Origin of the sequence: Alcaligenes sp., assembly GCF_050255915.1 — a bacterium.
GTDB classification, from domain to species: Bacteria; Pseudomonadota; Gammaproteobacteria; order Burkholderiales; family Burkholderiaceae_B; genus Alcaligenes; species Alcaligenes aquatilis.
Genome location: NZ_JBFWIQ010000008.1, coordinates 135,329 through 160,799, shown reverse-complemented (window position 1 = coordinate 160,799; position 25,471 = coordinate 135,329). Strand labels below are relative to the sequence as shown.

Annotated in this window: 22 protein-coding genes, 1 tRNA gene and 2 pseudogenes; 8 read left to right on the top strand and 17 right to left on the bottom strand. The window is 53.0% G+C overall.

What is annotated here, in order from left to right; translation table 11 throughout:
• Position 1: 1 nt before the first annotated feature.
• The 5 genes from AB7E06_RS12110 to AB7E06_RS12090 all read right to left on the bottom strand — a co-directional run bounded on the left by AB7E06_RS12110 (position 2) and on the right by AB7E06_RS12090 (position 5,851).
• Positions 2 to 2,719, bottom strand: coding sequence for a TonB-dependent receptor (locus tag AB7E06_RS12110; RefSeq protein WP_094196166.1), 2,718 nt, complete (start codon positions 2,717 to 2,719; stop codon positions 2 to 4).
• Positions 2,720 to 2,820: 101 nt separating this feature from the next.
• Complete coding sequence (locus AB7E06_RS12105) at positions 2,821 to 3,765, bottom strand: FecR family protein (protein ID WP_395029907.1); 945 nt, start codon at positions 3,763 to 3,765, stop codon at positions 2,821 to 2,823.
• Positions 3,762 to 4,256, bottom strand: a complete 495-nt coding sequence (locus tag AB7E06_RS12100; protein WP_108727219.1) for an RNA polymerase sigma factor — start codon at positions 4,254 to 4,256, stop codon at positions 3,762 to 3,764. Before AB7E06_RS12100 ends, AB7E06_RS12105 begins: the two co-directional genes overlap by 4 nt.
• Before the next feature lie 198 nt (positions 4,257 to 4,454).
• Positions 4,455 to 4,799, bottom strand: coding sequence for a zinc ribbon domain-containing protein YjdM (locus AB7E06_RS12095; RefSeq protein WP_125277626.1), 345 nt, complete (start codon positions 4,797 to 4,799; stop codon positions 4,455 to 4,457).
• Between the two features lie 179 nt (positions 4,800 to 4,978).
• A complete protein-coding gene (locus AB7E06_RS12090) occupies positions 4,979 to 5,851 on the bottom strand; it encodes a LysR substrate-binding domain-containing protein (protein ID WP_395029906.1) in 873 nt (290 codons plus the stop codon).
• Between the two features lie 103 nt (positions 5,852 to 5,954).
• Between AB7E06_RS12090 and AB7E06_RS12085 the strand changes: the two genes are divergently transcribed.
• Entirely contained in the window at positions 5,955 to 6,659 is a 705-nt protein-coding gene (locus tag AB7E06_RS12085) for an SDR family oxidoreductase (RefSeq protein WP_094196161.1), read from the top strand.
• A gap of 52 nt (positions 6,660 to 6,711) precedes the next feature.
• Here the strand turns inward: AB7E06_RS12085 and tauC are convergent, their stop codons facing one another.
• The 6 genes from tauC to AB7E06_RS12055 all read right to left on the bottom strand — a co-directional run bounded on the left by tauC (position 6,712) and on the right by AB7E06_RS12055 (position 10,604).
• On the bottom strand, positions 6,712 to 7,602 hold the full coding sequence (gene tauC, locus AB7E06_RS12080) for a taurine ABC transporter permease TauC (RefSeq protein ID WP_395029905.1): 891 nt from the start codon (positions 7,600 to 7,602) through the stop codon (positions 6,712 to 6,714).
• Between the two features lie 16 nt (positions 7,603 to 7,618).
• Complete coding sequence (tauB, locus tag AB7E06_RS12075; protein ID WP_395029904.1) at positions 7,619 to 8,404, bottom strand: taurine ABC transporter ATP-binding subunit; 786 nt, start codon at positions 8,402 to 8,404, stop codon at positions 7,619 to 7,621.
• A gap of 5 nt (positions 8,405 to 8,409) precedes the next feature.
• On the bottom strand, positions 8,410 to 8,631 hold the full coding sequence (locus tag AB7E06_RS12070) for a hypothetical protein (RefSeq protein ID WP_395029903.1): 222 nt from the start codon (positions 8,629 to 8,631) through the stop codon (positions 8,410 to 8,412).
• Entirely contained in the window at positions 8,628 to 9,407 is a 780-nt protein-coding gene (gene tauA, locus AB7E06_RS12065) for a taurine ABC transporter substrate-binding protein (RefSeq protein WP_395029902.1), read from the bottom strand. Before tauA ends, AB7E06_RS12070 begins: the two co-directional genes overlap by 4 nt.
• 233 nt (positions 9,408 to 9,640) lie before the next feature.
• Entirely contained in the window at positions 9,641 to 9,988 is a 348-nt protein-coding gene (locus AB7E06_RS12060) for a hypothetical protein (protein WP_395029901.1), read from the bottom strand.
• A gap of 106 nt (positions 9,989 to 10,094) precedes the next feature.
• Positions 10,095 to 10,604 carry a GNAT family N-acetyltransferase gene (locus AB7E06_RS12055; RefSeq protein ID WP_395029900.1) on the bottom strand — a complete coding sequence of 170 codons (510 nt, stop codon included), beginning with the start codon at positions 10,602 to 10,604 and terminating at the stop codon, positions 10,095 to 10,097.
• A gap of 56 nt (positions 10,605 to 10,660) precedes the next feature.
• On the opposite strand from AB7E06_RS12055, the pseudogene AB7E06_RS12050 reads away from it, so the two are divergent.
• The 5 genes and pseudogenes from AB7E06_RS12050 to AB7E06_RS12030 all read left to right on the top strand — a co-directional run.
• Positions 10,661 to 10,858: pseudogene (locus AB7E06_RS12050) on the top strand (helix-turn-helix domain-containing protein); the annotation flags it as partial.
• A 259-nt stretch (positions 10,859 to 11,117) separates the two neighbouring features.
• Positions 11,118 to 12,071, top strand: a complete 954-nt coding sequence (locus AB7E06_RS12045) for a hypothetical protein (protein WP_395029899.1) — start codon at positions 11,118 to 11,120, stop codon at positions 12,069 to 12,071.
• The gene (locus AB7E06_RS12040) at positions 12,071 to 15,700 is read left to right on the top strand and encodes a DEAD/DEAH box helicase (RefSeq protein WP_395029898.1); all 3,630 of its coding nucleotides are present in this window, start codon (positions 12,071 to 12,073) and stop codon (positions 15,698 to 15,700) included. Before AB7E06_RS12045 ends, AB7E06_RS12040 begins: the two co-directional genes overlap by 1 nt.
• A 414-nt stretch (positions 15,701 to 16,114) precedes the next feature.
• Positions 16,115 to 16,324, top strand: a complete 210-nt coding sequence (locus AB7E06_RS12035; protein ID WP_395029897.1) for a hypothetical protein — start codon at positions 16,115 to 16,117, stop codon at positions 16,322 to 16,324.
• A gap of 31 nt (positions 16,325 to 16,355) precedes the next feature.
• Positions 16,356 to 16,514, top strand: a pseudogene (locus AB7E06_RS12030) (DUF2274 domain-containing protein); the annotation flags it as partial.
• Positions 16,515 to 17,715: 1,201 nt separating this feature from the next.
• Here AB7E06_RS12030 and AB7E06_RS12025 read toward each other — a convergent pair.
• From AB7E06_RS12025 to AB7E06_RS12015, 3 genes are all read right to left on the bottom strand, one after another.
• The gene (locus AB7E06_RS12025) at positions 17,716 to 18,633 is read right to left on the bottom strand and encodes a Kiwa anti-phage protein KwaB-like domain-containing protein (protein ID WP_395029849.1); all 918 of its coding nucleotides are present in this window, start codon (positions 18,631 to 18,633) and stop codon (positions 17,716 to 17,718) included.
• A complete protein-coding gene (locus AB7E06_RS12020; protein ID WP_395029848.1) occupies positions 18,608 to 19,261 on the bottom strand; it encodes a hypothetical protein in 654 nt (217 codons plus the stop codon). The genes AB7E06_RS12025 and AB7E06_RS12020 overlap by 26 nt, the downstream gene beginning before the upstream one ends.
• Positions 19,262 to 19,737: 476 nt before the next feature.
• A tRNA-Met gene (locus tag AB7E06_RS12015) sits at positions 19,738 to 19,814 on the bottom strand.
• Positions 19,815 to 20,126: 312 nt separating this feature from the next.
• On the opposite strand from AB7E06_RS12015, the gene AB7E06_RS12010 reads away from it, so the two are divergent.
• Together AB7E06_RS12010 and AB7E06_RS12005 are read left to right on the top strand one after the other, a co-directional pair.
• The gene (locus AB7E06_RS12010) at positions 20,127 to 21,530 is read left to right on the top strand and encodes a GntP family permease (protein WP_395029847.1); all 1,404 of its coding nucleotides are present in this window, start codon (positions 20,127 to 20,129) and stop codon (positions 21,528 to 21,530) included.
• Positions 21,531 to 21,718: 188 nt separating this feature from the next.
• On the top strand, positions 21,719 to 21,991 hold the full coding sequence (locus AB7E06_RS12005) for a hypothetical protein (protein ID WP_094196159.1): 273 nt from the start codon (positions 21,719 to 21,721) through the stop codon (positions 21,989 to 21,991).
• A gap of 262 nt (positions 21,992 to 22,253) precedes the next feature.
• Here the strand turns inward: AB7E06_RS12005 and AB7E06_RS12000 are convergent, their stop codons facing one another.
• The 3 genes from AB7E06_RS12000 to AB7E06_RS11990 form a co-directional block, all read right to left on the bottom strand.
• On the bottom strand, positions 22,254 to 23,273 hold the full coding sequence (locus AB7E06_RS12000; RefSeq protein ID WP_395029846.1) for a tripartite tricarboxylate transporter substrate binding protein: 1,020 nt from the start codon (positions 23,271 to 23,273) through the stop codon (positions 22,254 to 22,256).
• Positions 23,274 to 23,295: 22 nt separating this feature from the next.
• The gene (gene nadC, locus AB7E06_RS11995; protein WP_108727161.1) at positions 23,296 to 24,195 is read right to left on the bottom strand and encodes a carboxylating nicotinate-nucleotide diphosphorylase; all 900 of its coding nucleotides are present in this window, start codon (positions 24,193 to 24,195) and stop codon (positions 23,296 to 23,298) included.
• A gap of 94 nt (positions 24,196 to 24,289) precedes the next feature.
• Complete coding sequence (locus AB7E06_RS11990; protein WP_162496925.1) at positions 24,290 to 25,225, bottom strand: NUDIX hydrolase; 936 nt, start codon at positions 25,223 to 25,225, stop codon at positions 24,290 to 24,292.
• Positions 25,226 to 25,471 lie beyond the last annotated feature (246 nt).

The window sequence follows — 25,471 nt, the reverse complement described above, 5'->3', positions numbered from 1 at the left end:
TTTAATATCGATAGGAAGCGCGCAACCACAGCTCTCGTCCTGTGCGATAAAGGTTCGGGTTCAGCACCGAAGTCGGGGTCGAGACCACTACGGGCGCTTGCTTGTCCAGCACGTTCAGCACATCCAGCCCCAGGCCCAGACCTTTAAGCATGGCCGGCTCCCAATCCAGGCGCATATCCCAGGTCCAATAGGAACCGACCCGACCGGACTCATACTTTTCCAGTCCGTCGTTCCGACTCAGACCCACATAATGCACATCCATGCGCGCACTGTTCCAGTTGATCCGGTTGTTCATCTGCAAACCATAACGCGCCCACCTACCAGTCACACCGGCACTGACTCGCCAAGGCAGGTTGTAATCCCCCACTGGACGATCGCCCCGGCGTATCAGGTCACCGTTGTAATAGATGTTCTCCTCCTGTGCTTCGGCCTCGCCATCGTAGCCGTCAGCCAGCTTGTTATTGCGCTTGCTGTGCTGATAAGTCACATCCACACGCGCTGTCCACAGGCTCTCGCCCAAGGTCCAAGGGGCCGTGCTCATCAGACTCAAGGTAAAAGCATCCGTTTTGGACTTACCGTTGTTCGTGTAGGTGTAGCCTGTCTTGGCCAGCCCTTCGAGAGAGACTTGTTGACGGCCATAACGGCGTACATAGGCCAACTCGGCGGCCACCTTGCTTGATAACTGCTGCTGCAAGCGCAAGGCCCACTCGTCGTCATACGGTGTTCTCAGCCCATCTAGCTTGTAGGCCGTGTGCGACGGCCGGTCGACCGGCTTGCCCCCCGTCACCAACAAAGTGTGTAGTTGGCTCTTGCGCTCACGCATGGCGGTTCCAAGAATATCCATGCCGTAATAACGCGACCAGCCACCCGACAGGCGAGTTTCTCCTGTTCCCAGCACATCCCATTCCAGCAAGGTACGTGGCGCCAGATTGGTGTTGCCAAAGTAATTGTCTTTATCCATGCGCAAGCCCGTGGTCAGGGCCAGATTCTGCCAGGACAGGCGATCCGACACATAAACGGATGCATTGGTATAGCTGACTCCTACCTCTCCAGCACGGTAGTAGTTCAAGGTCTGGACCTTGCTAGCTTGCCCGCCGCTGTAATGACGTTTTTGCCCCCCATACGCATCCTGATGACGGACAAACTCTCCCTTGGTGTGGGCCAGCTCAAAACCCACATAAGGCGTATGTTCAATGGCCCCGGTCTGGAACGGCTTGAACTCCAGTCGAGACTTCAAGGTCAGGTTGCGCTGCTCGGTGGATTCCTGCCCAAACCCGCCGCTGATATAGGTGTAGTCTGGTCGGCCATTAGGCAAAAACACCATATTGACCATGTACTCCGTGCCGTCGGAATTACGGTAGCTGTTCATCTGGTCATAACCCAGTTGCACACGGCCTAGCCCCCACCCAAAGTCATGGTTCAGATCGAAACCCAGACCATAGGCTTTCTGTTGATGCTGCCACTGAACCCGATTGGCCAGGATGCCGGAATCCACCAGGTCCTCGCGCCGATCCGCGTACTTGAAGGTCAGGGCGGAGTCCGTGCTGGCACTCCAACGGGTATGAACTTTGGCGAACACATTATCGACACGGTCCTTGGAGTTCGTATTCACATCGATGAACGCCTTCTCGTGCAAGACGCGCATGGTGCGATCAATGCTGGACTCACGCCGGGACACATTGATCAAGGCAGCGGTGCTATCCGTAATGCCCACATCCAGCATGGCGGACGAAAAGCGCTTGGTCCAGGCAGGAGTGAAACCCGGTTCACCGGCCCCAAACTTTTTCTTTTGCTCTTCGGGCACAGTCTGCGACGTTAGCCCCGAAGAGTTGTAGCTGAAGTCCGCACGAAAGCTGTTATCCCCCTTGGGATCTCGCACCTTGGCATCGACCACGCCCCCGGTAAAGCGACCATACTCCACGGGAATGCTGCTATCGAGCACCGTTACGCTCTCCAGCATATGGGTATCCAGGTTGTAGGCCTGAGCATAGGCGGGCACGTTGCCCACCTGCAGGTTCAAATTACGGCTGGCCGGATCAATCTGATTGGTGGAGCTGATGCCATCAATCTGGAACTGATTCTGGAAGGGGCTGGCCCCATAAAAGCTGATATCTTCCAGCGCCAAAGAGCCACGATTTGCACTGGTTTTTGCGGCTTCGTTCTGACGAACAGCCGGGTTGTCGGCCAGAAGGCTGGACAGATCACGGTTACCCGCTGCGCGTTGATCCAGTTCTTCGCGGGAATAACGGCGCTCTCCGACGCGCTGCCCGTGGACACGGACGGGATCGAGCACGGACAAGCCTTTGGCAACAGGAGCCGTCACAATCGTATAACGCTGATCGCCCTGAGCTCTGGCCGCCAGTCCCCAAGGGGCCAGCAAGGTATCCAAAGCCTGCTCAACCGTCAGTTCGCCTTGCAAGGCTACAGCGCGCTTTTCCCGAACCTGCCCCGGTGAAAACGCGATCTCCACCTGGGCTTGACGGCCAATCTGCAAGAGTGCATCGGCCAAAGGCTGAGACGCCATATCCAGCACGATCGGCCCGGCCGCGTGCGCCTGCATGGGCTGCATCAGCAGCAAGACACTGGCCATCAAGATAGCCACTTGCCCCTGCTTAAAGCGCGAGCCTTGGGAAGAAGAAAAAGAGTCGGTTGCCACGCCGGAACGAACATGCCTGCGCATGGCAAAAAGAGGCGGCGTGTCCTGCAAAGCGCACTTCATGATGGAGCATCCTATGTAAACAACTACCCTCAGGACGCTGTGCTACCCCTCTTTCCTCACCCCTGATGACCATCGTATTTTTTTATTGATAATAATTATCATTAGTAAATAACTATAAGCCCCGGCAACTCCCTGATTTGTAAGCCTTGCCCCACGGTCAGCAAGTTCAGGGCGGCGGCTGGCCGAGCCGCTTGCACCACACCGGACACCCGCGTTGCCTCCGCCTTCTCGCTACCCATCCAGATCACGCGATGCGTGTGCTGTCCCAACTGACGGGCCGCTTCCCGCAGGCTGACATCATCAAAACTCAGTAAACCATTCGTCCAGGCCGGGACCGCTTCCGCGTGTGTGGAAGCCGTAGACTGGGCCAATTGCGCCTGCAATTGCCCGTGCGCCACCGTGGCCCTGTCTCCCGGCAGCAAGATCACCGGCTGCGACGTATCGCAAGACTGGCACTGCACCTGCACGGTATGTTCATACACTGCCACAGTACTGACCTGATCGTTAAAGCTGACCTCGTAGCGCGTCCCCAAGGCCGTCGCCTGCGCCAGGCCGGTTTGCACAGTGAACGGACCGGTCTGAGCCGTGGCAGGCACCACCTGAAAGAAGGCGCGCCCCGACTCCACGCTGACCTGCCGTTGGCCATGTTCAAAATTCAGACGCACACGGGTCTGCGCGTCCAGAATCGCCACCGAGCCATCAGGCAGACTTAATTGGGTGATCTCTACCCCACTGTTAATCAAACCTTGCTGCTCAAACATCTGCCAGGCGTAAAAAGACGCCCCCATCAAGACACAGGCACTGGCCAGCGTTTTGACACGGGATTTTCGCTTTTTACGGGCAATGGGCAGCACCGACACCTGATCCAGTCGCCGCCAACTGGCCGCCAAGGCATCATAGGTTTGAGCATGTAAAGGATCAGCCCCATACCAGGCATCGAACTGAGCCAGGGTGTCCGGCTCTAGCTTGGCACCTTCTTTGCGCACCACCCAGCGAGCGGCATCTTCGTCTACACGGCTCCAGGCCGAATCTGGCTGCGCGTTCATTCTGCGCAATTAAAGACTTGATGCGCCACCAGCAAAATACGCATCATGTGTTTTTCAATGGTGCTCTCGGACACCGACAACTTCTGGGCGATCTGCGCGTAGCTCATCTCTTCACAGCGATGCATCATAAAAATACGTACGCTGCGCTGGGACTGAGCCATCAGGGCCTGCTCCAGACGTTGCAAGGTTTCCTTGGCCTGCACTTCTTCGTACGTATCCGGCGCATGGTGATGGGCGACACTCAAGGCGTAGCCATCGAACGCAGCCTGCTCGCGTGTTTGACGCCGATACCAATCCGCCGCGATATTGGCGGCAACTTTGAACACATAGGCTCTGTGGTTGTCCGCCGTAACCTGCTTCCCCTTCTCCAACAAACGCAGCCACGTGTCATGTGCGCAGTCTTGCGCCAGTTCAGAACAATGCGTACGCCTGCGCAAATAACGGATCAAATCCGGGTAATGGGTCAGGAACGCCGCCGTCAGCTTGGACATAGAAAGACAATCAGATAAACATATAATTAATAATCATTCTCATTATTATATACACGCCCAGCACCTTGTTTGCTACTACCTGCCATTAATACGCTGACTAATGGTTGCCGTCGCCTGGATGCCTTCCCCTGTCTGCAGGCATAAAAAAAGCGCAGCGTGTCTATACGCTGCGCCTGCCAAAAACCCAAGTTTGAGTGCTTAGGCTTTCTTCAAGTACATGGCCTTTAACAAATAGCTAATGCCATCAATCTTGCAATCGACTTCGTGGTCACCCTGAACCAGACGGATGCCTTTGGCCTTGGCCCCCTTTTTCAAGGTATTGGAACCTTTCACCTTCAGGTCTCGGATCAGAATCACATCGTCGCCAGCGGCCAGCACATTGCCGTTGCTGTCTTTAACGATCAGCTCATCACCATCAGTTTCAGACTCCAAGGCCGGGTCTGCGTCTTGCCATTCATAGCCACAATCGGCACATACCCATTGCTCGGTGTCATGGTAGGTATTTTCCAAGGTGCACTGAGGACAGGGAAGCGGTGTGCTCATATTTTTTTCCTGTAAAAAACTGGGTGCTGCTGCACCAGAAGTGCGGCCAGTTTAGCCCTTTGCATCAGGAAGGCCAAAAACGCTGAGCCCCAATACAGCCAGACCGTACCTTTCACGGGCACCTGCCTGCGTATTGCGAAACGGTTGTCTGCACAAACTCGAACCTGTTGAGCATCACACTAACAAGGCAACAATCTGTTCAAGCACCAATCCCATACCGCCTGGGCCGACTGTCTGACCGGGGCTGAGCGCCTGCGCACCAGATAGAAGTCCGGTCCCAAAATCCCTGCCTGCGCCACCTGCACCAAGCGCCCAGCGGCCAGATCCGTTGCCACAAAAGCCTTGCAGGCCAAAGCCACGCCTTGGCCTGCCATAGCAGCATCCAATGCCAGCGTTGTCTGGTTGAATACCGCGCCCGGCAACTTGCCGCCGGCTTTCAAGAAGGTAGCCCAATGCCCTTGAGCGTCATGCAATAAAGGCAAGGCACGCAGTTGTTCACTGGACAAAGGAAGCGTCATATTCCCCACCAAACGGGGGCTGGCCACGGCCACGACATCCTGACGAAACAACAACTGGGCCTCCAGGTCCGCCGCAAAAGGCGGGCGAGTCAGGCGTACTGCAATGTCAACCTGATCGCGCTCAAAATCCGACAAGGCCTCCGTTGCCACGGTACGCAGCTCCACATCGGGCAAGGCCGCCTGCAAATCCCCCAAGCGAGGAATCAGTAATTTGGCAGCCACCGTAGGTGTGACGCTGATCGTGACCATATCCGGGCGCACCAGCAAACGCCCGGTTGCATCGGCCAAAGTATCAAAAGCACGAGTCACCTCGGCCAGATAGGCCGCACCCGGCAAAGTCAGTTGCAAACCACGCGGATGACGTTGAAACAGCGCAAGGCCCAAATGCTCTTCCAAGGCCCGGACTTGCTGGGCAACAGCCCCTTGCGTCACCCCCAGCTCATCCGCGGCGGCACGGAAACTCAAACGACGACCAGACACTTCAAAAGCACGCAAGGCATTGAGCGGAGGCAAGGAACGGCGAGATTTCATCATTTTTTAACAGTAGTTTTTCTACACCCTTGAAGGCTTATTTATCGCATGATTTTTCTAATGCAGGCTGAAATAATAGTATCAATCTCAATACAAGGAGGATTTCATGACTGTAGAAAAAGTAGCACTTATTAGCGCAGGCGGCTCGGGTATGGGTGCCGCAGCGGCCCGCAAACTGGCCCAAGATGGCTACCACGTCGCCATCCTGTCCTCGTCCGGCAAGGGCGAGGCTTTGGCCAAGGAGTTGGGCGGCATCGGTCTGACCGGATCGAATCAATCCAACGAGGACTTGCAGCGGCTGGTTGACCTGACCATGCAACGCTGGGGACGTATCGACGCCCTGGTCAGCTCCGCCGGACACGGCCCGCGTGGCCCGGTTCTGGAGATCAGCGACGAAGACTGGCACAAAGGCATGGACGTCTACTTTCTGAATGCCGTGCGTCCAGCGCGACTGGTGGCACCCATCATGGCCGCGCAAGGTGGTGGGGCTATTGTGAATATTTCTACAGCCTGGGCGTTTGAGCCTGCGGAGATGTTCCCCACGTCGGCGGTATTTCGCGCCGGACTGGCCAGCTTCACCAAGATTTTTGCAGACAGCTATGCCGACAAGAATGTACGCATGAACAACGTGCTGCCCGGCTGGATTGATAGCCTGCCCGCCACGGAAGAGCGACGAGAAAGCGTACCCATGGGACGCTATGGCAAAGCCGAGGAAATTGCGGCGACAATTGCGTTTTTGTTATCGGATGGCGCTGGGTATATTACCGGCCAGAACATCAAGGTGGATGGTGGACTGACTCGGTCGGTGTGAACTAACTAAATCTGCTTAGGCTGCGGTGTTCACGCTAAACAAGGGGGGGTTGTTAACGCGCTTGCCCGTGCCACGGAACAAGCTTGGTCTGTAAACGACGCAAGCCAACTTCAAGCACAAACGCCACCAAGGCAATAAGCAGAATCCCCGCCATCACCACATCAGTTGCCAGAAACTGCCCTGCTGACTGAACCATGAATCCCAGCCCACGCGTGGCAGCCACCAGCTCCGAAGCCACAAGGGTTGACCACCCTACTCCCAGCCCAATGCGCAAGCCTGTCAAAATATCAGGCAAGGCACTGGGGATGATGATGTAACGCAGCAGCTGAGCACACGTCGCCCCCAGAGATTGAGCCGCCCGCAATTTCACCGGATCCACATTACGCACCCCGCCCGCCGTCGCAATCGTAATCGGCGCGAAGATCGCCAGATAAATCAGCAGCACTTTGGACAACTCGCCAATCCCAAACCAGATCACGATCAAAGGCAAATACGCCAGCGGAGGAATCGGGCGATAGAACTCAATCAAAGGATCCAGAATGCCTTGAGCAATACGATTACGGCCAATCGCAATACCCGTAGGAATCGCCAACAGAACAGCCGCAATCAATGCCAAGCCGATCCGCCACAAACTGGCTGCCAAATGCTGCTGCACCGTGGCATCCATATAGCCCACCGAGAACAAACGGACAACACGACTCAGCACAGCCTGGGGTGACGGTAGGAACAGCGGGTCCACATAGCCCCACTCGGTAACGGCCCACCACAAGAACAGCACCCCACTTAAAGTGAGCAAACTGATCACAGCAATAGAGAGTTGCCGAGGCTTAGTGGACGCTGATTGATGAGGCTTGGACTCGCCACCCACGCTTAAAGACGAAGCACCCGATAAACCAGCCATATCGCCTGCTTGCAGAACCTCGCCAGCGGCAGAGGATTTCATGAACAATCTCCTAAACTCAGGACGAAGCAGCAACAGGATGCGCCGAGAACACATGCTCCAGCACACGCTCTCGCGCCGCGATGAACTCCGGAGAGGACTTCACCTGACGCACCGGCTGCTCATCGGTATAACGCCGACCAAAACCCAACGCCAAACGCTCCACCACATGCCCAGGCGTACCACCCAAAATGATCAGGTCGGTAGCCAAAAACACGGCCTCTTCAATATCGTGAGTAATCAGAAAAACAGGCTTGGCGCTACGCTGCCAGACACTCAGCAAAAGCGTCTGAGCCTGCTCTCGGGTAAAGGCATCCAGCGCCCCAAAAGGCTCATCCAGCAAGAGCACACGCGGGTCAGCCGCTAGAGCACGAGCAATCCCCACCCGCTGCTTCTGAGCACCAGACAATTGCCAGATACGGCGCTGCTCCAAGCCCTCCAGCCCCACCAAAGCCAATTGATGACGCGCCACAGCCTGACGCTGCTCCCTGGATTCACCACGCAACGTCAAACCAAAAGCCACGTTCTCCAGGACCGTCTGCCAAGGCAACAAGGCATCATCCTGAAACACCACGCCGCGATCAGCTCCAGGGCCGTGCACGGGTTCGCCATTCAAGGTAATCGTTCCAGCGCTAGGCAAGGTGAAGCCAGCAATCAGGTTCAACAAAGTAGTCTTGCCGCTACCCGAAGGCCCCAGCACCACCACCAACTGCCCCGGCCCCAATTGCAGCGATACGTCTCGCAGCGCCAGGTGATCAGCACCGGGGTAACGTGCGCTGACGTGATTCAGTGTTAACTGCGCCATCAGAATTACTTGGCCTGCGAGGCAGCCGCCTCGACATATTTGCTGGTGGTGTAACCCGCGTAATCAGGCAAGACCTCGTCGATACGGCCCTGCTCTTTCAGGAGGGCAGAGGTATCGGCCAAGGCCTTGGCGGTAGGCTGACCCAGAGTCTTGATCTGATCAACAGCAGATAAAAAGCCGCTGCCTGCCAGGACATTGGGGATTTCTTGAGGCGTCGCGCCAGTCAAGCGGGACAGCTTGCTGATGTTGTCGACATTGGCAACCCAGGCGGCGGGATCACATGTGTAGCTCTCTTAGGAAGCCAAAGTGACACGAGCAAAAGCCGACACAATATCGGATGTTTTTCCGCAAAATCCTTGCGCACCAACCAGACATCAAACGTTGGCGCGCCCAACTTGGCCAGCTCCCCAGAACTGATCAGCACCTTGCCGCTTTCCTTGGCCTTACTCAAGGCCGGGTCCCATGTATAAGCACCATCAATATCACCACGAGCCCAGGCCGCTACGATATTGGCCGGAGTCAGATTGATGATATTGACCTGCTTGGGGTCGATCTTCCAATGCTTGAGCGCAGCCAGCAGACTGTAATGACTGGTCGACACAAAAGGCGTGGCAATCGTCTTGCGAACGAGATCTTGCGGAGCCTGGATACCCGAACCGTTACGCACAACCAGCTCTTCGCTGGTGCCCAGTTCGGCAGCGATCAGAAAAGTCTCGATAGGTAATTTACGGCTGGTCGCAGCGGCCAAGGGGCTGGAGCCTAAATAGGCAATCTGCACATCGCCCGAAGCGACGGCATTGATGACTTCAGCACCACCATCAAACTTGCGCCAATCGATTTTCGCGCCGGTTTCTTTTTCATAAACACCGTCTGCCTGAGGCACGTTCGACGGAGTGGGAATGGTCTGATAAGCGACCGTCAGGCTGGTGGCCTGGGCTGTCAAAGATACGACGCTGGCCGCCAAGGCCAGGCCCAGATGCTGCAGAGTTCTCGTCAACGACATGGAGCATTCCTCGATTATTTTTGCGGCCGGATAAGCCGTGAGGTCGAGGAATCAGGATAGACAAAGCGAGGCGACGGGCAAAAGAACGATTTCGCTTATTGTTAGTGCGCGAATTTATGAGGTGTGAAGGTGAGCGGGCGATAAACCTGCTTACAAGCGGCTAATTCAGCTCCAATAGGCTTTGCCCCCACACGAGCGGGAACAAGGCTAAAGCAATGCCCATCATCCAGTCGCTAGTGTGCCTTTGAGTGCCCACGAACAAGCAGGAAGAACAAAACACAAACCAGCACCAATAGTGCAAAGAAAGCCAGACCAATGCTGAAGTTTTCCGTCCCAAAGTCACGCAGCATAGTTACTGCATCCAAGGCGGTATACAGGCCGAAAGCCAAGGTTGGGACAAACAGGACCGTCGCCAGCGTTTTGATAAATTTGCGGGATCGTATTGCCAGTAGCACAGCAAAAACAATAGTCGCCACAAACAGGACAGGAATTCCAACAACCAGGGTAAGCAGCCCATCGGAGGCCAAAGCCGGGACAGGTACGAACAGCGCAAAGGCTCCTGCACATTTGAATAAATTCATCGGCCTAACCTTCAGTTAAACAAAAGGCACTGCGGACTATTGAAATGCTGCAGTCTTTGATGAGCCTGAACCATCCTGAACACTTGACTCAGGCCAATCGCCAATATCATACCGACATGCTGAATGCTGGATGGTAAGTGACTGTACCTACCGGCAAAGCTTGCCCGAAAGACATTGCCATGAAGTATTCAGGAGGTACACCCGGCAACACAAGCGTGGCTTCCGGCTTGAAGCCGAATCGTTGATAATAGGATGGATCGCCAAGCACAACGCAGCCCGATGCGCCCTGCTCAGAAAGCCTAGCCAAGGTCTCCCGCATCAACTGCGATCCAATACCACGCCCCTGGCGCTTTGGGGTAACAGAAATGGGGCCAATCCCAAACCATCCTGAAGCGCGATCGAATATGGAAACCGGTGACACAGCGACATGCCCAATAATGGAGCCATCCTGCTCTGCAACCAGGGAAACGCTTAGTGCCCCCACATCGCGCAAGGCGGCAAGGATAACCTGTTCGTTGTGGCTCGTATGAGGCGCGCCACGAAACGCGGCCTCTGTTACGGCCTCGATGTCAGCAAGATCAGCTAGGGTCTCGGACCGGATGATGAGTTTTGTCATGAGCCCAGTATAAGTAAACACCGACGGCTTTCCAGCATCCCGAAAAACAATAAAAACGGCCCAGATCCGTGGATGTGAAGGCCGTGAGCGCCAAAGTGGGTATGACGCAAGAGCAGTTTGCGGCGCGGTTCGGATTTTCAACAGCCACTCTGCAGCATTGGGAACACGGCGACAGGACGCCACGCGCTCCGGCACTGGTGCTTTTGAACGTGATCGAGCGTAATCCTGATACAGTGATCGATGCGCTTGAGTGACAGCATCTTGGCCTCAATCTCCGGGGGAAGTCTATCTGCGAGCAAAAAATGTCGTTATGAGTAAGAAAGCTGTAGCAGGCTAGCCTTGCTAACTGGTACCCAAGAGTGCCAGACAACTCGCAATGTGTTACAAAATACAGATCCGAGTAAGAGTCTTGCTTTAATCCTCTTGGGATCGGAGACGCGGAGCACCAGTTTGGTGATAGGTTCACTGGGCTTAGGTATTCCTGAAGCGAATGTAAAAGCATCCGGAGTTCATATGCATACCTATCCGCCTCCAACTGATGCACTCAGTCAATGGCTCGACTCAAACGGTACTGTTAAGGGTCGCTATGGACATCTTCTTCTAGAGCAGAGGGTTACTGCTGGAAAAGCGTTAGTAGATGCATTACGACCTTATTTTGAGTCGGCTCACCTAGATGCGCGAAGTTACTTCCATGAACAAATAGGTATATCCCTTCATCCTGACTCTGAAGGGCATCACGCAGAGATCGAATATCCTAAGTGTCTACCCTCGACAGCCCGTCGAGGCTTATTTGGTGAGGTCATGGCGGGTTTGATCACTGAGGGATACAAGCACGAGTTTGTCGGTTCTCATGACTGGAAAGTACCAGTCTTTCTTTTTCGTGCACATGAGGCCGCTGAACAGTATCTATGGACATTGCGCTTCGAGCCCGACCGAAAACGTCAAATATTCGGTAGGCTTGGCAGTGATTTTATTGGCATTGCACTTAATCCAGAGAACGAAGTCATTCGAGTCATTGTTGGAGAAGCAAAGTGGCGTGCAAAACTGAGCCAATCTGTCGTGGATGCGCTGCTGAATGGGCCCAAACAAAAAAATTCTGAGACAGAGGAAAGCGTTCATAACGGCCGCGGCATCTGGTTCGAGCTGAACCGAGATACGCCTATACCGCATGGTCTAAGGCAACTCCAGAGAATCCTTGAGGCGACCGACCCCGGTGGCTATTCCTCCACTATTATCTCAATTGATAGGGCAGTTCTCGGGAAAGGACCCCAGCCCGCTCGGACAAATATGGTCTTAATCATCGGTAACGGTTCGAGCAAACGAGAAGAGCTAACTTGTCTGGTTCCTTCCGAAGCGCTTCCCTCCGAATACACTGCCTCGCATGATCTGCAGGTTGCAGAAGTTGTTCTTCAAGACGGCGAACTTCTTATCGACGAACTCTACTCTTCGCTTTGGCAGAACAACTAATGGCAACAGGTAATCAGGATCGATTGGCCGCAGCCGAGCAGACCCGTAGAGAGCTAGCACTAGAAAACCAACTCAGTCGGCCGCAAGCGAAAGCCTATGTTCGTTGCCTTCAAACCACATGGCAGGTTCCGGTCATTGAGTGGGGCGACAAGGACTCGGCCCGGCAATTGAACGATGCCCGCCGTCTGCTTCAAGCTGGTCATATCTTCCGTTCAATAGAAGGTCCGGCATCGACACGCGCACTCGAATGCTTTCGGCGGACTGGCGAAGTTCTGGAATGGCTCTCACGAGCATACGACGACATCCGAACGATTATTCCTATTGAGTTGCTCGCTGCAGGCGCCTACCAGCTTGGAGGATTGCCTGCCATGGCTGCAGGATTAATTGCGCAGGCACAGTTGGAGCACACGGGAGTAGAACTGTATGCTGCATTCCTTCGAGCTGATTTTGATCATGTCATCCTGAAATCAACTGAATTCTGGAATGAGCATCCAGACTTGACCTCGATCGACGCCACCGCCACATTCGTGCAACACCAAGCGAATGCCGAGCAAGACGGGGTTGGTGCTTGGTTGTTTACCATTGAACTCGTGAGAACACTGGGGTTAACAGCCGACTCATTACGCCGAGGAGATGATAACCGCCTCGGCATTGCCCTCAAAAAATTGCGTGCGCTCGATACGATGGCTACCCGGTCGTTTAGTGATGATGCAGCATTGGTCATTTCAATTGTTCGGGAAGTTGCCGAGGGATTCTCTAGATCGACGATCTATCGACCTCTACGGGCGCTCGCTGAGACTCGGCCGCAAAACATTAAAAAACTACTCTCCTACGCAAGAGATCAATACAGCCGTGGCCGGGGCATTCTATGGTCATCACAGTTACATGGTTTGGAGCGGCTTCTAACAGGAAGCTCTTTCGCGTTATGCACGCCAACAGGGTCGGGAAAAACGCTGGTAGCAAACATTGCTCTAATAAAGGAGCTGTTGTTAAGCGCGGATGAAGAGCTAATAGCGCCGCTTGCGCTTTACCTGGTTCCTTCGCGCGCGCTTGCTGGTGAGGTAGAGAGCAAACTTAATTCAGAACTTGGCAAGGAAATAACGATTACCGGCCTATATGGTGGTGCAGACTGGGGCATTACCGACAATTGGCTTTTGTCTGATAAGCCAGTTACCTTGATTGCAACAGTGGAAAAAGCTGACGCACTGCTGCGGTATCTGGGGCCCCTCCTTCTTGCACGTCTCAAACTACTTGTAATTGATGAAGCCCACCAAGTCGTGCCAACCGGCAATGAAGTTAAACTGGTCAGCTTTTCTGATCATGCTAATCGCTCCATCAGGCTAGAGAGTCTGATTTCAAGGATACTTTCATATCGGCCAGATGTGGTTCGCATTGCGCTGACAGCAGTAGCGGGTGGCGCATCGGGCCCAGTGGCAAGATGGATTGAGGGACGTCCTGACGCGCAGGCGGTTGGTACTCGCTATCGGAGTACGAGGCAACTTATTGGCGTACTTGAAACCGTCCCTAACGGTCAAGGCCGAATATTGCTCGACCTCATGAACGGTCTTCCGCTCTACCTTAGAGGCGAAGAGGATCCGGTCTATTTACCCCTCCGCATCGGAGCAATGCCAGACTTGCCGGCCACCTGGCGCAATAGCCTTAACCGTTTCAATTGCCTGAATGTACTATGGACCGCATTGCATCTTGCAGAAGAGGATCAGCGCATTCTCATCTCAGTGATGCAGGAGCCGGAGAAAACCATGCGCTGGTTCAAGGAGGCGCTCGGACATAAGGATTGGCAAGACACCATCAAGTTTTCACCCCCAGATGGATCTCTACGTGCTCAATTTGATGAAGCGCGTGCAGCATGCATCGACTATTGTGGGCCGGATTCCTTTGAGCTTTTTCTTCTTAACCATGGCATTGCTACGAGCCATGGGCAGATGCCCCAGCGATTGCGTCGCCTTATGGTTGAGATGATTGAAAAGAAAATATGCCCGATCACCGTGGCGACTGCCACATTGACTGAAGGCGTAAACCTGCCATTTGACTTGATTTTTCTTACTTCATTAAAACGGCGGGGCTGGGATCCAGTCAATGAAGAACAGGAAGTGACACCGATCAGCACCTCCGAATTTAGAAACCTCGCTGGACGGGCCGGAAGACCAGGTACCGCTCGGGGCATCGAAGGCATGACGCTTATAGCCTTACCTAAGCATATTTCCACCACGGCGGAGGGTCAGCGCGCCACCCAGACTCGACAAAAAGAACAGTTGGCCAACGATTACGAAAACTTGAGAGCCTTTCTCTTAATTGAAGAGCAAGAACACGATACTGTTTCGAGCCCTATCGCAACGCTGTTGCAGGGCATTTGGAAGAAAGCCTCGAATCTACTCCGCATTGAGCCAGACGCCTTTTTCACTTGGCTAGAGATGACTGCGCCAATCGAAATCAGCAGCAATGCGGGCGCAGGAGCTAATGATGATCTTTCTCGACTCGCGGATGCCATGGACGAGCTTGATGGCCTGTTACTGAGTTCGCTCGAAGAGATTGCAAAAATCGAGGACGAGGAGATGGTTCGTTCTAGTGTCGAGCAGCATTTGACGCAGCTATGGCGTGCTACCTTTTCAGCGGTAGCTGCCCAACAAGAGGCATGGTTGGAGCATGCTTTTATTCGGCGTGGCGCTGGAATTATTGAACATATTTATGTTGATCCAGGAGAGCGACGTCGGCTTTACCACTACGGTTTTTCTCCTGTTGTTGGACGCAGGTTCGAAGCAGTCGCAGAGAAAATACGCGAGACACTTGCTGAGGCTACGGAATACGGTAAAGCGGATGCTACCACTCGCATTGACTTATTCCAAGATATTGGCGAATTGCTTGTCGAAGAACGTGGATTTGGCTTTAGGGTACGACGCACAACTAGTGATGAAGTACTTTTAGAACGTTGGATTGACGTATTAGGGTGGTGGCTAAATGAACCCAATGTCGGCGGACCGGAGCCAGAAAGCTTGCGCGCATGGCAGCGGTTTGTAACGGATAACCTTGAGTTTCGCCTAGGTACAGCTATTGGGGCGATCGTCGCCCGGGCGTGGGCGGAAGGAACAGAGAACACCTTTGCAGTGCCTAGTCTTTCCGAGTGGAAGCAAACGACCGGCCTGCCTTGGTTTGGCTTTTGGGCGAGAGAACTGCTGCGTTGGGGTACGCACGACCCATTTGTAGCATTTTGTCTATCTCAGGGTCTTGCTCAAACTCGCGAAATCGCGACAACCCGCCGCAAAGAATATGACGAGTGGTTATCTGGAGAACTTGGCGATGTCACGAGTGAAGATCTTATCGATCCACAGTGGTTCCTTCGCTGGCAAAGGAGTCTTCCCAGAGCTGAGCGTACCGCTACCACAACACCTAAAGTCAAAGTAGATCTGACAGGCACGAATGGGGCACGAGGTCGGTACGCTGTTATTCCAATCGCCCGTGAAGGCAGTATCGCGTGGCTTGATCCCGCCGGTTTTGAGTTAGCGGTTTCAAATGGCAATCATCGACTTAGCTCTCGTGCCGTGCGAAGCGATTATGAGCTCAAAATGAGCGGAGAAATCCCGACGGTGACTCGTCTTTTTCGGCCCACCTGACGGGTGAAGAGAGTTCTTCTTGGTGGTTATATCTGTGCGTAATTTTGAAGACATACATTTAGACTGTTACCTATCCATTTTGCGACAGCCCCAGTGCGTCTCCCGGCTAAGCCAGACCGAGCTGCTCCAGGTTCGCTATTCGCTTATCCCGTTCGAGAATGGTTTTACCCAGCCGTGTACATCCCTGGCTCCTGCCGCGTACCTTGCATTTTCCTAACCCCGAGGTCACTGGCTGTTGAAAGAGGGGCAGCCTTGCTTTCCTCCTAGTGTTTCACACCCGACTTGGCCGTCAAGGGCGGCGCGCACAGGTGCGCTTGCAGCCAGTGGCCGTCTTTGACCCTGTGACGGCTATCGCTGCGGCGTGACCTCTTCGGTTCCAGGAAATTCCGCCTGAGTTCTGAATCGGAGGCAATTATGACGCAATATTATCTCTTCCTTGAATCGTTGAATACGGGTGCTTTGCTGGTGCGCGAGGCCGATAGCGCGGTGCGTACGGCCAGCCGAAAAGAAATTCTTTCCGTGGTGCGTGAGCTGGTCAATGTTGATGAGGTGCATGGACAGACGCTGGACAACTCGGCGACAGCGCGCGATTTTCTGCGGATGAGGTTGAACAGTTCACGGTAGCACGAAGTATGCGGACTGATTCTGCTCGATAGCCAGGTTGGAGCATTACGCTACACTGCATGTGCAGACCTATAGGGAATCGGTTGATGCCGTGACGCTGATTCCGCACATGCTGGAAGCCTTCATGACGGGGGATCGGGGGTTTAAGAGAGGGAGCGGAGGTAAGGTTACGCCACCAGAACCAAGCTGACGATATATACAGCAACTACGTTTATCATCCCTCGAGGGTGCAGCCGAACACAGCGCATTCTTCGTTCTGAATAGGTAACGATGAAGAAGACTATGCCGAAGTTAGGAGGAGCGACTTTCTATACTTGACCGAGTGATGGGCTACGATGTGGCGTGCTCGGGGACGTGTTCAACTCAAGACCAATGATGCATTCTGAGGCTATGAAAGACATCAGGAGATCACCGCGCCAATGAATTATCAAGCTTGCAGCCAGGGTCTGGGAGAAATCGTCATACGGGATGCTTCGCCAGCTTTTCATCACATCCGAGATGTGATGAAAATCACGGCCTCGGCAGGGCGACACTCTATAGAAGAATTACTGATGCTAATTTCCGCAACCTGTCTGGCCGGGCGGGCGAGCACGTGGATGGAAACCTTCTGATCTTCAAGAGTGAGTAGAAGATCCCTAACGGCACACAGCCAAGATTTAATTATGTTTCCGCGCACACACTTTCGCCATCTCATTGAGTCGAGTGCTGTGGAATTGAAGGATCATTGAGAGTGTTTCCTGGCTCTGTCAGCCTGGGTAGGTGGGACTGTCGATGCCCGTCGCTCCTCGGGATACATGGCAATAACGGCTCTTTCCGAGAAACCACATCGTTGATGGGTAGAGGCAAGAGCCCGCCGAAAGGGACTCCATCGGACTGTGGAAGAGTCCCGCGTAGCTTTTATACAAACTTCGGATTTGGGACAGGAGCGGGACACATAGCGTCTGGTAGGTAGGGAGTGCGCAAGAAAAAAAAGCTTAAATCTTTTGACCTAAGCGCTTAATTTTCCTACTGAATTCTTGGTGGCGCATCCCTGATTGGAACAGGGGACCTGCGGATTATGATTCGGCTTGATAGCAAGGCCTTGATGATGCTTTGTCTTTTCTATCAAATGGTTAGCCAATTCGATCACTGCTAAGCATATGCTATGTTTTGCTATGCGGTTGACACTTTGTGGACACTGGCTCGCTACTTGGAAGGCAGGAACTAGCACAGCTGTGCTCCAGGCAAATCAATAAAGCTATGATGTCGATAAAAGGCTGGGACTGCATCGTTTTTGCCATCCAGCATAATGAAAAAAACCTCGTCCTGGGCGTACAATACGAACCGCTAATACAGTTAGCTAGAACGTTAATTTTTCGCCAGCACTAACAAAAAAATATTCTATAACATTACTATTGCACCGCAGAACTAGCCTGAACATCATAGGTGCTTAAGGATAATTTCGAATACAGACGATGATTGAGTAAAACCTGCATAATTACTTTCATCGTATCTGCAGTAGCTACTATTTTTCCATCTGGATCGAATTCTATTTGCCATCCCTCTTCATTATTTGCCTCACGCAACCTATCCATATAACCACGGTTAGCATAATTCGCCCTCTGTTGAATTACTGCCATGCGTCGAAGCTGCATAACATTTGTACCCACATAGTCAATTACAGGCTGAATATTAACAAAACATCCTGAAAAAGCAGCATCACTCTGCAATGACGAGAAAGAATTCAAGTACTCAACCCTGTAGTTCATCAAGCGCTCAAAAGAAGATTTATTTATAATAAAAACCTCATTATCAATAACAAAAAAATCAAAACTTTTAGCAATAGTAAAACTTCGATCCTCAACCAATTCTAGGCGATTTGCACGCATAACAACATTTATAAGCTGTTTGGATTTTCTTGTCTTCCAAGCATCAGTGACCCGCCTGACAAAATAAATTACACGTGTACCAATACGCAATCTAACCAAATAACCATCAATACCCTGGAAGGCACGCCCCCCCTTAATACGATGCTCCTCCGCAGGTGCATCAACCAACGACTTCAAATCCCCAAATGAAGTTTCATCAGTGCCGACATGCAAACAACTCACCTCATTATTCTGCGCAACAAGACAGTAATCTTCAACCTCAGTTCGTCCCTGTAACACAGCTCGGATGATGGTTTTCAGCTCATTTTCAAGATTCTCTGTAATATCTATGGAATTTACTGCATACCCCCCACTTTGTTTTTTTTTGAAAACCCATAGAGACAACACACCACTGTCAATATCAAATCCCCTGCAATCAGCTAGCGCTTGTTCTTTCGTCATTGTTCTTTTCCTTAGAAAGGACATAGATGCCTTGCACCAAGCAGGATCTAAGCTTTTGTTTTGGTACAACGAGATCTCGCGAGAGTGCCCTAAGACTGCGTTTGTTCCCTTCAATATCTGCTTGAATTTCATATAGCTGCCAGCCTACCGCTAACAAAAGAGGGTTCATTAATATCTGACCTGATCTATAGATTATAAGAAACAGCCATACAAGAAAAAGCCCAAACCCAATAACTTTCCCTGTATTACCAAGCTCAACCCCCATAAAAGAAACAATATATGGAAATACATAATTAATTAAATCATTAGGGACCGCCTTACTTGCCTCAACAGTCATTTCTGTAGATCCGTGAAGATTTTTTAGGACAAACAGAAAAAAAACTAAACTTAAAAAGCAAATTATTAATAACGTGGTCGCAAGAGCTGTATTTTCTAGCTTCGGAAATTCACAACCGATCCAAAACCTTAAATCCCCACACAACGGTCGCTCCCAAAATTCAGTTTTTATATCCTGCACTACAAGAATTACCGCTAACGGAAAATATGAAGCAATAAATAAGAGCACAGCAGGAAACAACTTTATTTGCATGCCAACCCTCGCTTTTTTTCGAATAACGTTATAGTACATATTTTTACTACTGTCACGTCAGCTGAGGAGTATCAGAAAATTTACGTTGAGACATTACCTCAAGCTCAACACTCATCGTTAGACAGGGTTGTAGGGTAAAAAGCCCCTGAAACCCAACCTAAAGCGTGTTTTTATCAGGGGATAATGTCAAGGATTCGCTTCGCCGAGTATTCACCCGGTCCCGGCGAGCCGGGCTGCGGCTTCCGTGCCCGCCCTTGACATGGCAGGCACCATCTCAAAATGCAAATGGTGACAAGCAGCACTTGGCCAGGTCAATGATGTGTCGCCAAGACAATTTCAGCGTACCCACACATGAAGTCGAAACACGCATGCAAGCGGCGAAGACAAGAAGTGGTCAGCATCAGCAACCGTCGTTATCCAATCCTGCGTTGACACTTGGTTGACACCCGAACAGCAGAAAACAAAAAAGCCACCCGATTGGGTGGCTTTAATGTCCTGATTTAACAGGGATATTCTGGTGGCGCATCCCTGATTCGAACAGGGGACCTGCGGATTATGATTCCGTCGCTCTAACCTGCTGAGCTAATGCGCCGAAGAAGAAATTATAGCAAGGTTTCTTCTTTTGGCAAGCACTTATCTCGAACTTTTTTCATCTTTTTGATGATTTTCTCCTATGGAAACGCTAAGCCCTTGTATTTATTAGGCTTAGCCGTTTCCGGATGCTCTTACCCAGACCAGGCACATGCTACAAAAAGTAAGCACTCAAGCCATCCCCCCTTCTCTCTCCCTTGCGCGCTATCAATCCTGTTTGTCATTCTCTGTTGCTACACTGCCTGCTCGGCGCTAGATCCGTCTTCATTTAATGACTCGTCCGTGATCCGGACTTTCCACAGGAATTTTGTTTATGGCCAGTACGCTTGCTATTGTTGTCTCGCTTTTGCTGCTGATGTTTTTTGCTTATCGGGGGGTGACGGTTCTGTTGCTGGCTCCCTTGATGGCCGCCTTGGCTGTGCTGCTCTCGGGGGACTCCGGGTTTTTGTTGCCCATCTACACCTCCACCTTCATGAGCGCGCTTAGCGGCTATGTACTTCAGTTCTTGCCCATCTTCCTGTTAGGTGCCTTGTTTGGTCAGTTGATGGCAGACTCCGGAGCGGCTCAGGCAATTGCTCAATGGATTACACACAAACTGGGGCATCGCCATGCGATTGCCACCATTGTGTTGGTATGCGGCGTACTGACTTATGGGGGGGTGTCCTTGTTTGTGGTGGCCTTTGCCATCTACCCGATTGCCAAGGATCTGTTTCGTGCGGCAGGTATTCCCAAGCGTTTGATCCCGGCTTCGATTGCCTTGGGTTCCTTCACCTTCACCATGACTGCTCTGCCTGGCACGCCTGCCATTCAGAACGCGATTCCTATTCCTTACTACGGCACCAACGTGTTTGCGGCCCCTGGCCTGGGGATTATTGGTGCTTTGATCATGGCTTTGGGTGGTTTGTGGTGGCTACAGTCGCGTGCGCGCAAAGCCATTGCCCAAGGTGAAGACTATGGCGATCACGGACAGGATCATTTTGATGCTAACGCCGAAGACAGCACACATACTCAGAAACCCATGCCCATTTTCTTGGCTATCCTGCCTTTAATTCTGGTGATTGGCATCAATGCCTTGTTTACCTATCGCATTTTTCCCGGCACGAACTTTACATTCATGGCCGAGCGTTTCCCTCAAGTTGACCCTGCCAAGATTACGGGTCTGTGGGCGCTGATTATCGCCTTGATTACGGCAAGTCTGGTGCTGATCATCAGTCGTCTGGGTCACTGGAAAAGCCTGCGCGAGAGCATCAACAAAGGCGTGTTTGGTTTTATGCTGCCCTTGTTCAATACAGCCTCTGAAGTTGGTTACGGTGCCGTCATTGCCAGCCTGGCAGGTTTTGCGATTATTCGAGACTTTGTGTTGAACGTGGCCCCCGGCAATCCGCTGATTTCGGAAGCGGTCGCCATGACGACGCTGGCCGGGATTACAGGTTCGTCCTCGGGTGGTTTGAGCATTGCCTTGCAGACGCTGGGTTCAGATTATCTGGCGATGGCTCAACAAGCCGGCATCAGCCCGGAGCTACTGCACCGTGTGGCGGTGATGGCTGCCGGTGGTCTGGATACGCTACCCCATTGCGGCGCGATTATTACCTTGCTGTCCATCTGCAAGCTCAATCACCGCCAGTCCTATGGCAATATCGCCATGGTGACCATGGTGACGCCTTTGATTGCGCTGATTGCAGTCATCACACTGGGGACGATTTTTGGCAGCTTCTAAGCAGGTTTAAAAAAACAGACTCTCTATAAAGCAGCGATGTGCGGATTTCCGCCTAGCTGCTTTTTTTATGGGCCCTATCTTTTTTTCGCGAAAATCCGTAACGCTTTGCCATCCGGCAACCACCCTCAGCGTGCTAGGATTCAGAAATAGGTTCCCGAGTCATCAAGATCAATAATCAGGAGCACACCATGAACTACACCTACACCCTTAATGAGTTAGGCACTGAAGCCATTCGTCAGTTTGTTCTGGATCGTGGCCAGCCTGATCTGAACCTGCAGGCTTATATGGCCGCCGCCGAGGTCGAAGCTGACAATTTCAATGCAGGCGGCAGCCAGCGCGGCCAGATAGAGATCGACTCCAACTGCAGCAAGGACGGTTTGACCCACACGTTGCTACTGGAAAAACACTGGTTTGCGACCCAGCCTGTTCCTGAAACTCCCAGCGAGGACAGCTTCTTCTAATAGAAGCAGGTTTGTCTGTAAGTGCATAACCGTTAGTTAGACAGACACAAGCTCAGTTATCTCCCCCCTCTCTATAGACATTGGCCCAGACACGCCCAAACGGCTGTCTGGGCCTGAAACTATCTGAAAGGCCGACACGACTCTATAGAGAAGCTGACTATTGCCTGAGGCGCTGATGTATTCGAGTGCTGGAGCAGGACAACAACAACTAGGGCTCACGGTCCTCGATCAGGCATTGCACTGAAACAAGTCCTTCCCCGTTCTAATCCACCTGCAAACCAATCCTATACGCCAAGTCCCCAAAACGGTCGATATCATTCCAGATCATGGCCTTGAAGCCACTGGCTTGCGCTGATTGATTGCCTTCTTGCGGCGTATAGCCCAGTCCCAGCAGTTGCGATTGCATGGCTGGGTCCGCCACAATGTGTTGCACGACACGATTCAACGTTTTGATGATGTGTTCAGGCGTATGGGACGGCGCCAACAAACCGTGCCATTGGTCCAGCTCGAAATCAGTTTCACTGATTTCAGCCACGGTAGGCACATGGGGTAAAACCGGACTGCGCTGGGCTGAAGTGACGGCCAAGGCACGCAAGTGTCCAGACTCGATCAAGGTGGCCGCACTGGACAAGGTCACGATCCCGATAGGCACTTGCCCGGCAACCACGTCATTTAATGCCGGCCCGCAGCCACGATACGGGATGTGCAACAAGGTCGTGCTCCACAAGTCGTAAAGCATTTCCCCGGCCAGATGCTGGGGAGTGCCATTACCGCAGGAGGCATACGCCAACGACGGTTCGGACTTCTGCTCCAGCACCTGTTCCAGAGTCTGAATATCCGAGTCATGCCCGGTGACAATCACGGAAGGTACAAAACCGATATTGGCGATCGGCGCAAAGTCTTCTTTGGGCTTGAAGCCCAGATTACGAAAAACACCGGGATTGATGGCAAAAGAGCTATTGGCCATCAACAAGGTATAGCCATCGGCACGAGCGTAGGCTACTGCGCGTGCGCCAATATTGCCGCTGGCACCGGGGCGGTTGTCGATAATGACGGGTTGACCCAGGTTTTTTTCCAGCTCGGGCCCCAACTTGCGGGCCAGCAAATCCGTCCCGCCGCCAGGCGGAAAGGTGACAATCACGGTAATAGGCCTGACGGGATACTTCTCCACCTGCCCGGCAGTCGTCTCCTTGGCCTGCGCCGCCTGATAACTCATGCCCAACGCCACGATTGCCAGCAAGGCGGCGACAGCCACCCGCTTACCCACCTGAAAACCCGCCATGACAGCCAACACGTTTCTCTACTCAAGCATCCAGACCAATATCCAGTACACGGGCACTGTGCGTAATCCAGCCCACTGCAATTCGGTCTACACCACAACGGGCAATTTCTACGGCTGTTTCTGGGGTGATACGGCCAGAGGCTTCGGTTTTGGCACGGCCTGCCACACGGGCCACGGCCTCGGTCAAGGTTGCGGTGTCCATATTGTCCAGCAGAATGCTGTCCACCCCCAGTTCCAGCACCTCGTCCAGTTGCTCCAGGGTGTCAACTTCCACCTCGATGCAAACCAGATGACCAATGTACGCACGGGCCGCTTCCACGGCGGCTTTGACGCCTCCGGCCACAGCAATGTGGTTATCTTTAATTAGTACCGCGTCATCCAGACCAAAGCGATGGTTGCTACCACCACCGACCCGCACCGCGTATTTCTGCACGGCACGCAGGCCTGGCATGGTTTTGCGGGTGCAGGTGACTTTGGTGCCATAAGGCGCAATCGCGCGGGCGATGGAGGCCGTTGCCGATGCCACGCCACTTAGATGCCCCAGAAAGTTCAAGGCGCAACGCTCTGCCGTCAGCATGGAACGGGCCGAGCCGCTGATGACCGCAATCTGTGCACCTGGCGTCAAGGCATCCCCATCTTGCAATTGGGCTTCAAAGCGCAGCGTAGGGTCCAACAAGGTAAACGCCAAACGCGCCAAATCCAGACCCGCCAATACGCCTTCCTCTCGGGCAAGCAAACGCATTTGTGTGCGTGTTGCTGCAGGAACGATGGAATCCGTCGTCAAATCACCGGCGCGGCCCAAGTCTTCTTGCAAGGTGGCGCGCACCAAAGGCTCAAGAATGACGTCGGGCAAGGCAGGGATACGGTGAGCTCGTGTCTGTGCAGCTTGCGCTGCCGGCTCGGGGGCATTCGTTATGCTCATTATGAGTATTTAAATTACTAAAAATAAGGCCTACTGGCACGGTGCATTTATGCTATTCCTGAGCATAAGCACTGTCAAGCCATCGGCCCAATTTTTAGCGGGCTTGTTTGGCCAGCGGCAATTTACTGCCCGAAATGGCGCGCTCAAACAAAACGTCCCCACGGAAGCGAAACAGCTTGGCGGGTCGGCCTGACCCTCCCAGGCTCATGGCGCCAGTTTCTTCCACCAAAGCTTGCTGCTCGATCAAACGGCGGAAATTTTGCTTATGCAGTCCCCGCCCAGCCAAAGCTTCCACAGCCTGCTGCAATTGCAACAAGGTGAACTCCGGTGGCATCAGCTCAAACACCACGGGACGGTATTTGATTTTGGCACGCAGACGCGCCAAGCCAGTGGCCAGAATACGGCGGTGATCGTGGCGCATGCCCAGACCCAGCTCATCATGCTTGCCCAGCTCTTGCTGTTCACGCTGGCGACGGCGACAGGACTCGGGCAACAAGCCCGCCTCATACAGCAGCTCGTAGCGCTGCAAGACAAAGTCCTCGTTCCAGATTGCCCCTTCCAGGCCAAAGCTGTAATTGACTCGCTGACGACGCAAGGCGCGCAAGGACTCATCCTGCTCGCACCAGTTCAGCAGCGCAGGCACGATGGTGCTCTGAATAATGCTGGGCGCGCCGTCGCGCCAGTCTTCCCACGGGAAATAGCGGTAACAATCCTGCCAGATCACCTGGGCCACATCCGGTTGACCCACTTCACGTGTCAGCCCGACATAGCTGACCGACACAATACGCATGCCCTGCGCATCAAAACGATCCCTATCTGCAAAGGTATATAGCTGCTCCACATACCCTACCGGGTGATGAGTCTGGGTTTCCACCCAATCGCGCAGCCCCGTTTGCAAAGAACGGTGCGTGTGCTGAAACGGTCCGGCGGGCAAGGCCTGTCCGGCATCCGTGGTCAAAACACGAGGCTCACCGTCACTGACAGCCACCAAAACAGCCACCAGTTCCGCACTGACTACAGGTTCCTGCATATCGCTCACATATTCTCCTTCTGAATCGCGCCAGTGCGCGTCTGGCGGATTATAAGCGAGGCCCGCCTTGCTCCGGTTGACGACAGCCACACTACCGGCAAATACAGTCAGTACATTATTTTCAGATGATCAAATTATCATTCATGAACATCTAAGCCTAAAGAAATGAACCTGGCTGCCGTTAAGCGTTTGAACTGTATGTGTTTGCCATAAATGACAAGCAAGCGCTCAGTCAGAGGCCTGATC

Bases quoted from the DNA above. Each gene is read 5' to 3' on its own strand.
- AB7E06_RS12110 (WP_094196166.1), bottom strand. From the start codon at position 2,719: ATGAAGTGCGCTTTGCAGGACACGCCGCCTCTTTTTGCCATGCGCAGG.
- AB7E06_RS12105 (WP_395029907.1), bottom strand. From the start codon at position 3,765: ATGAACGCGCAGCCAGATTCGGCCTGGAGCCGTGTAGACGAAGATGCC.
- AB7E06_RS12100 (WP_108727219.1), bottom strand. From the start codon at position 4,256: ATGTCCAAGCTGACGGCGGCGTTCCTGACCCATTACCCGGATTTGATC.
- AB7E06_RS12095 (WP_125277626.1), bottom strand. From the start codon at position 4,799: ATGAGCACACCGCTTCCCTGTCCTCAGTGCACCTTGGAAAATACCTAC.
- AB7E06_RS12090 (WP_395029906.1), bottom strand. From the start codon at position 5,851: ATGATGAAATCTCGCCGTTCCTTGCCTCCGCTCAATGCCTTGCGTGCT.
- AB7E06_RS12085 (WP_094196161.1), top strand. From the start codon at position 5,955: ATGACTGTAGAAAAAGTAGCACTTATTAGCGCAGGCGGCTCGGGTATG.
- tauC (WP_395029905.1), bottom strand. From the start codon at position 7,602: ATGAAATCCTCTGCCGCTGGCGAGGTTCTGCAAGCAGGCGATATGGCT.
- tauB (WP_395029904.1), bottom strand. From the start codon at position 8,404: ATGGCGCAGTTAACACTGAATCACGTCAGCGCACGTTACCCCGGTGCT.
- tauA (WP_395029902.1), bottom strand. From the start codon at position 9,407: ATGTCGTTGACGAGAACTCTGCAGCATCTGGGCCTGGCCTTGGCGGCC.
- AB7E06_RS12060 (WP_395029901.1), bottom strand. From the start codon at position 9,988: ATGAATTTATTCAAATGTGCAGGAGCCTTTGCGCTGTTCGTACCTGTC.
- AB7E06_RS12055 (WP_395029900.1), bottom strand. From the start codon at position 10,604: ATGACAAAACTCATCATCCGGTCCGAGACCCTAGCTGATCTTGCTGAC.
- AB7E06_RS12045 (WP_395029899.1), top strand. From the start codon at position 11,118: ATGCATACCTATCCGCCTCCAACTGATGCACTCAGTCAATGGCTCGAC.
- AB7E06_RS12040 (WP_395029898.1), top strand. From the start codon at position 12,071: ATGGCAACAGGTAATCAGGATCGATTGGCCGCAGCCGAGCAGACCCGT.
- AB7E06_RS12035 (WP_395029897.1), top strand. From the start codon at position 16,115: ATGACGCAATATTATCTCTTCCTTGAATCGTTGAATACGGGTGCTTTG.
- AB7E06_RS12025 (WP_395029849.1), bottom strand. From the start codon at position 18,633: ATGACGAAAGAACAAGCGCTAGCTGATTGCAGGGGATTTGATATTGAC.
- AB7E06_RS12020 (WP_395029848.1), bottom strand. From the start codon at position 19,261: ATGTACTATAACGTTATTCGAAAAAAAGCGAGGGTTGGCATGCAAATA.
- AB7E06_RS12010 (WP_395029847.1), top strand. From the start codon at position 20,127: ATGGCCAGTACGCTTGCTATTGTTGTCTCGCTTTTGCTGCTGATGTTT.
- AB7E06_RS12005 (WP_094196159.1), top strand. From the start codon at position 21,719: ATGAACTACACCTACACCCTTAATGAGTTAGGCACTGAAGCCATTCGT.
- AB7E06_RS12000 (WP_395029846.1), bottom strand. From the start codon at position 23,273: ATGGCGGGTTTTCAGGTGGGTAAGCGGGTGGCTGTCGCCGCCTTGCTG.
- nadC (WP_108727161.1), bottom strand. From the start codon at position 24,195: ATGAGCATAACGAATGCCCCCGAGCCGGCAGCGCAAGCTGCACAGACA.
- AB7E06_RS11990 (WP_162496925.1), bottom strand. From the start codon at position 25,225: ATGCAGGAACCTGTAGTCAGTGCGGAACTGGTGGCTGTTTTGGTGGCT.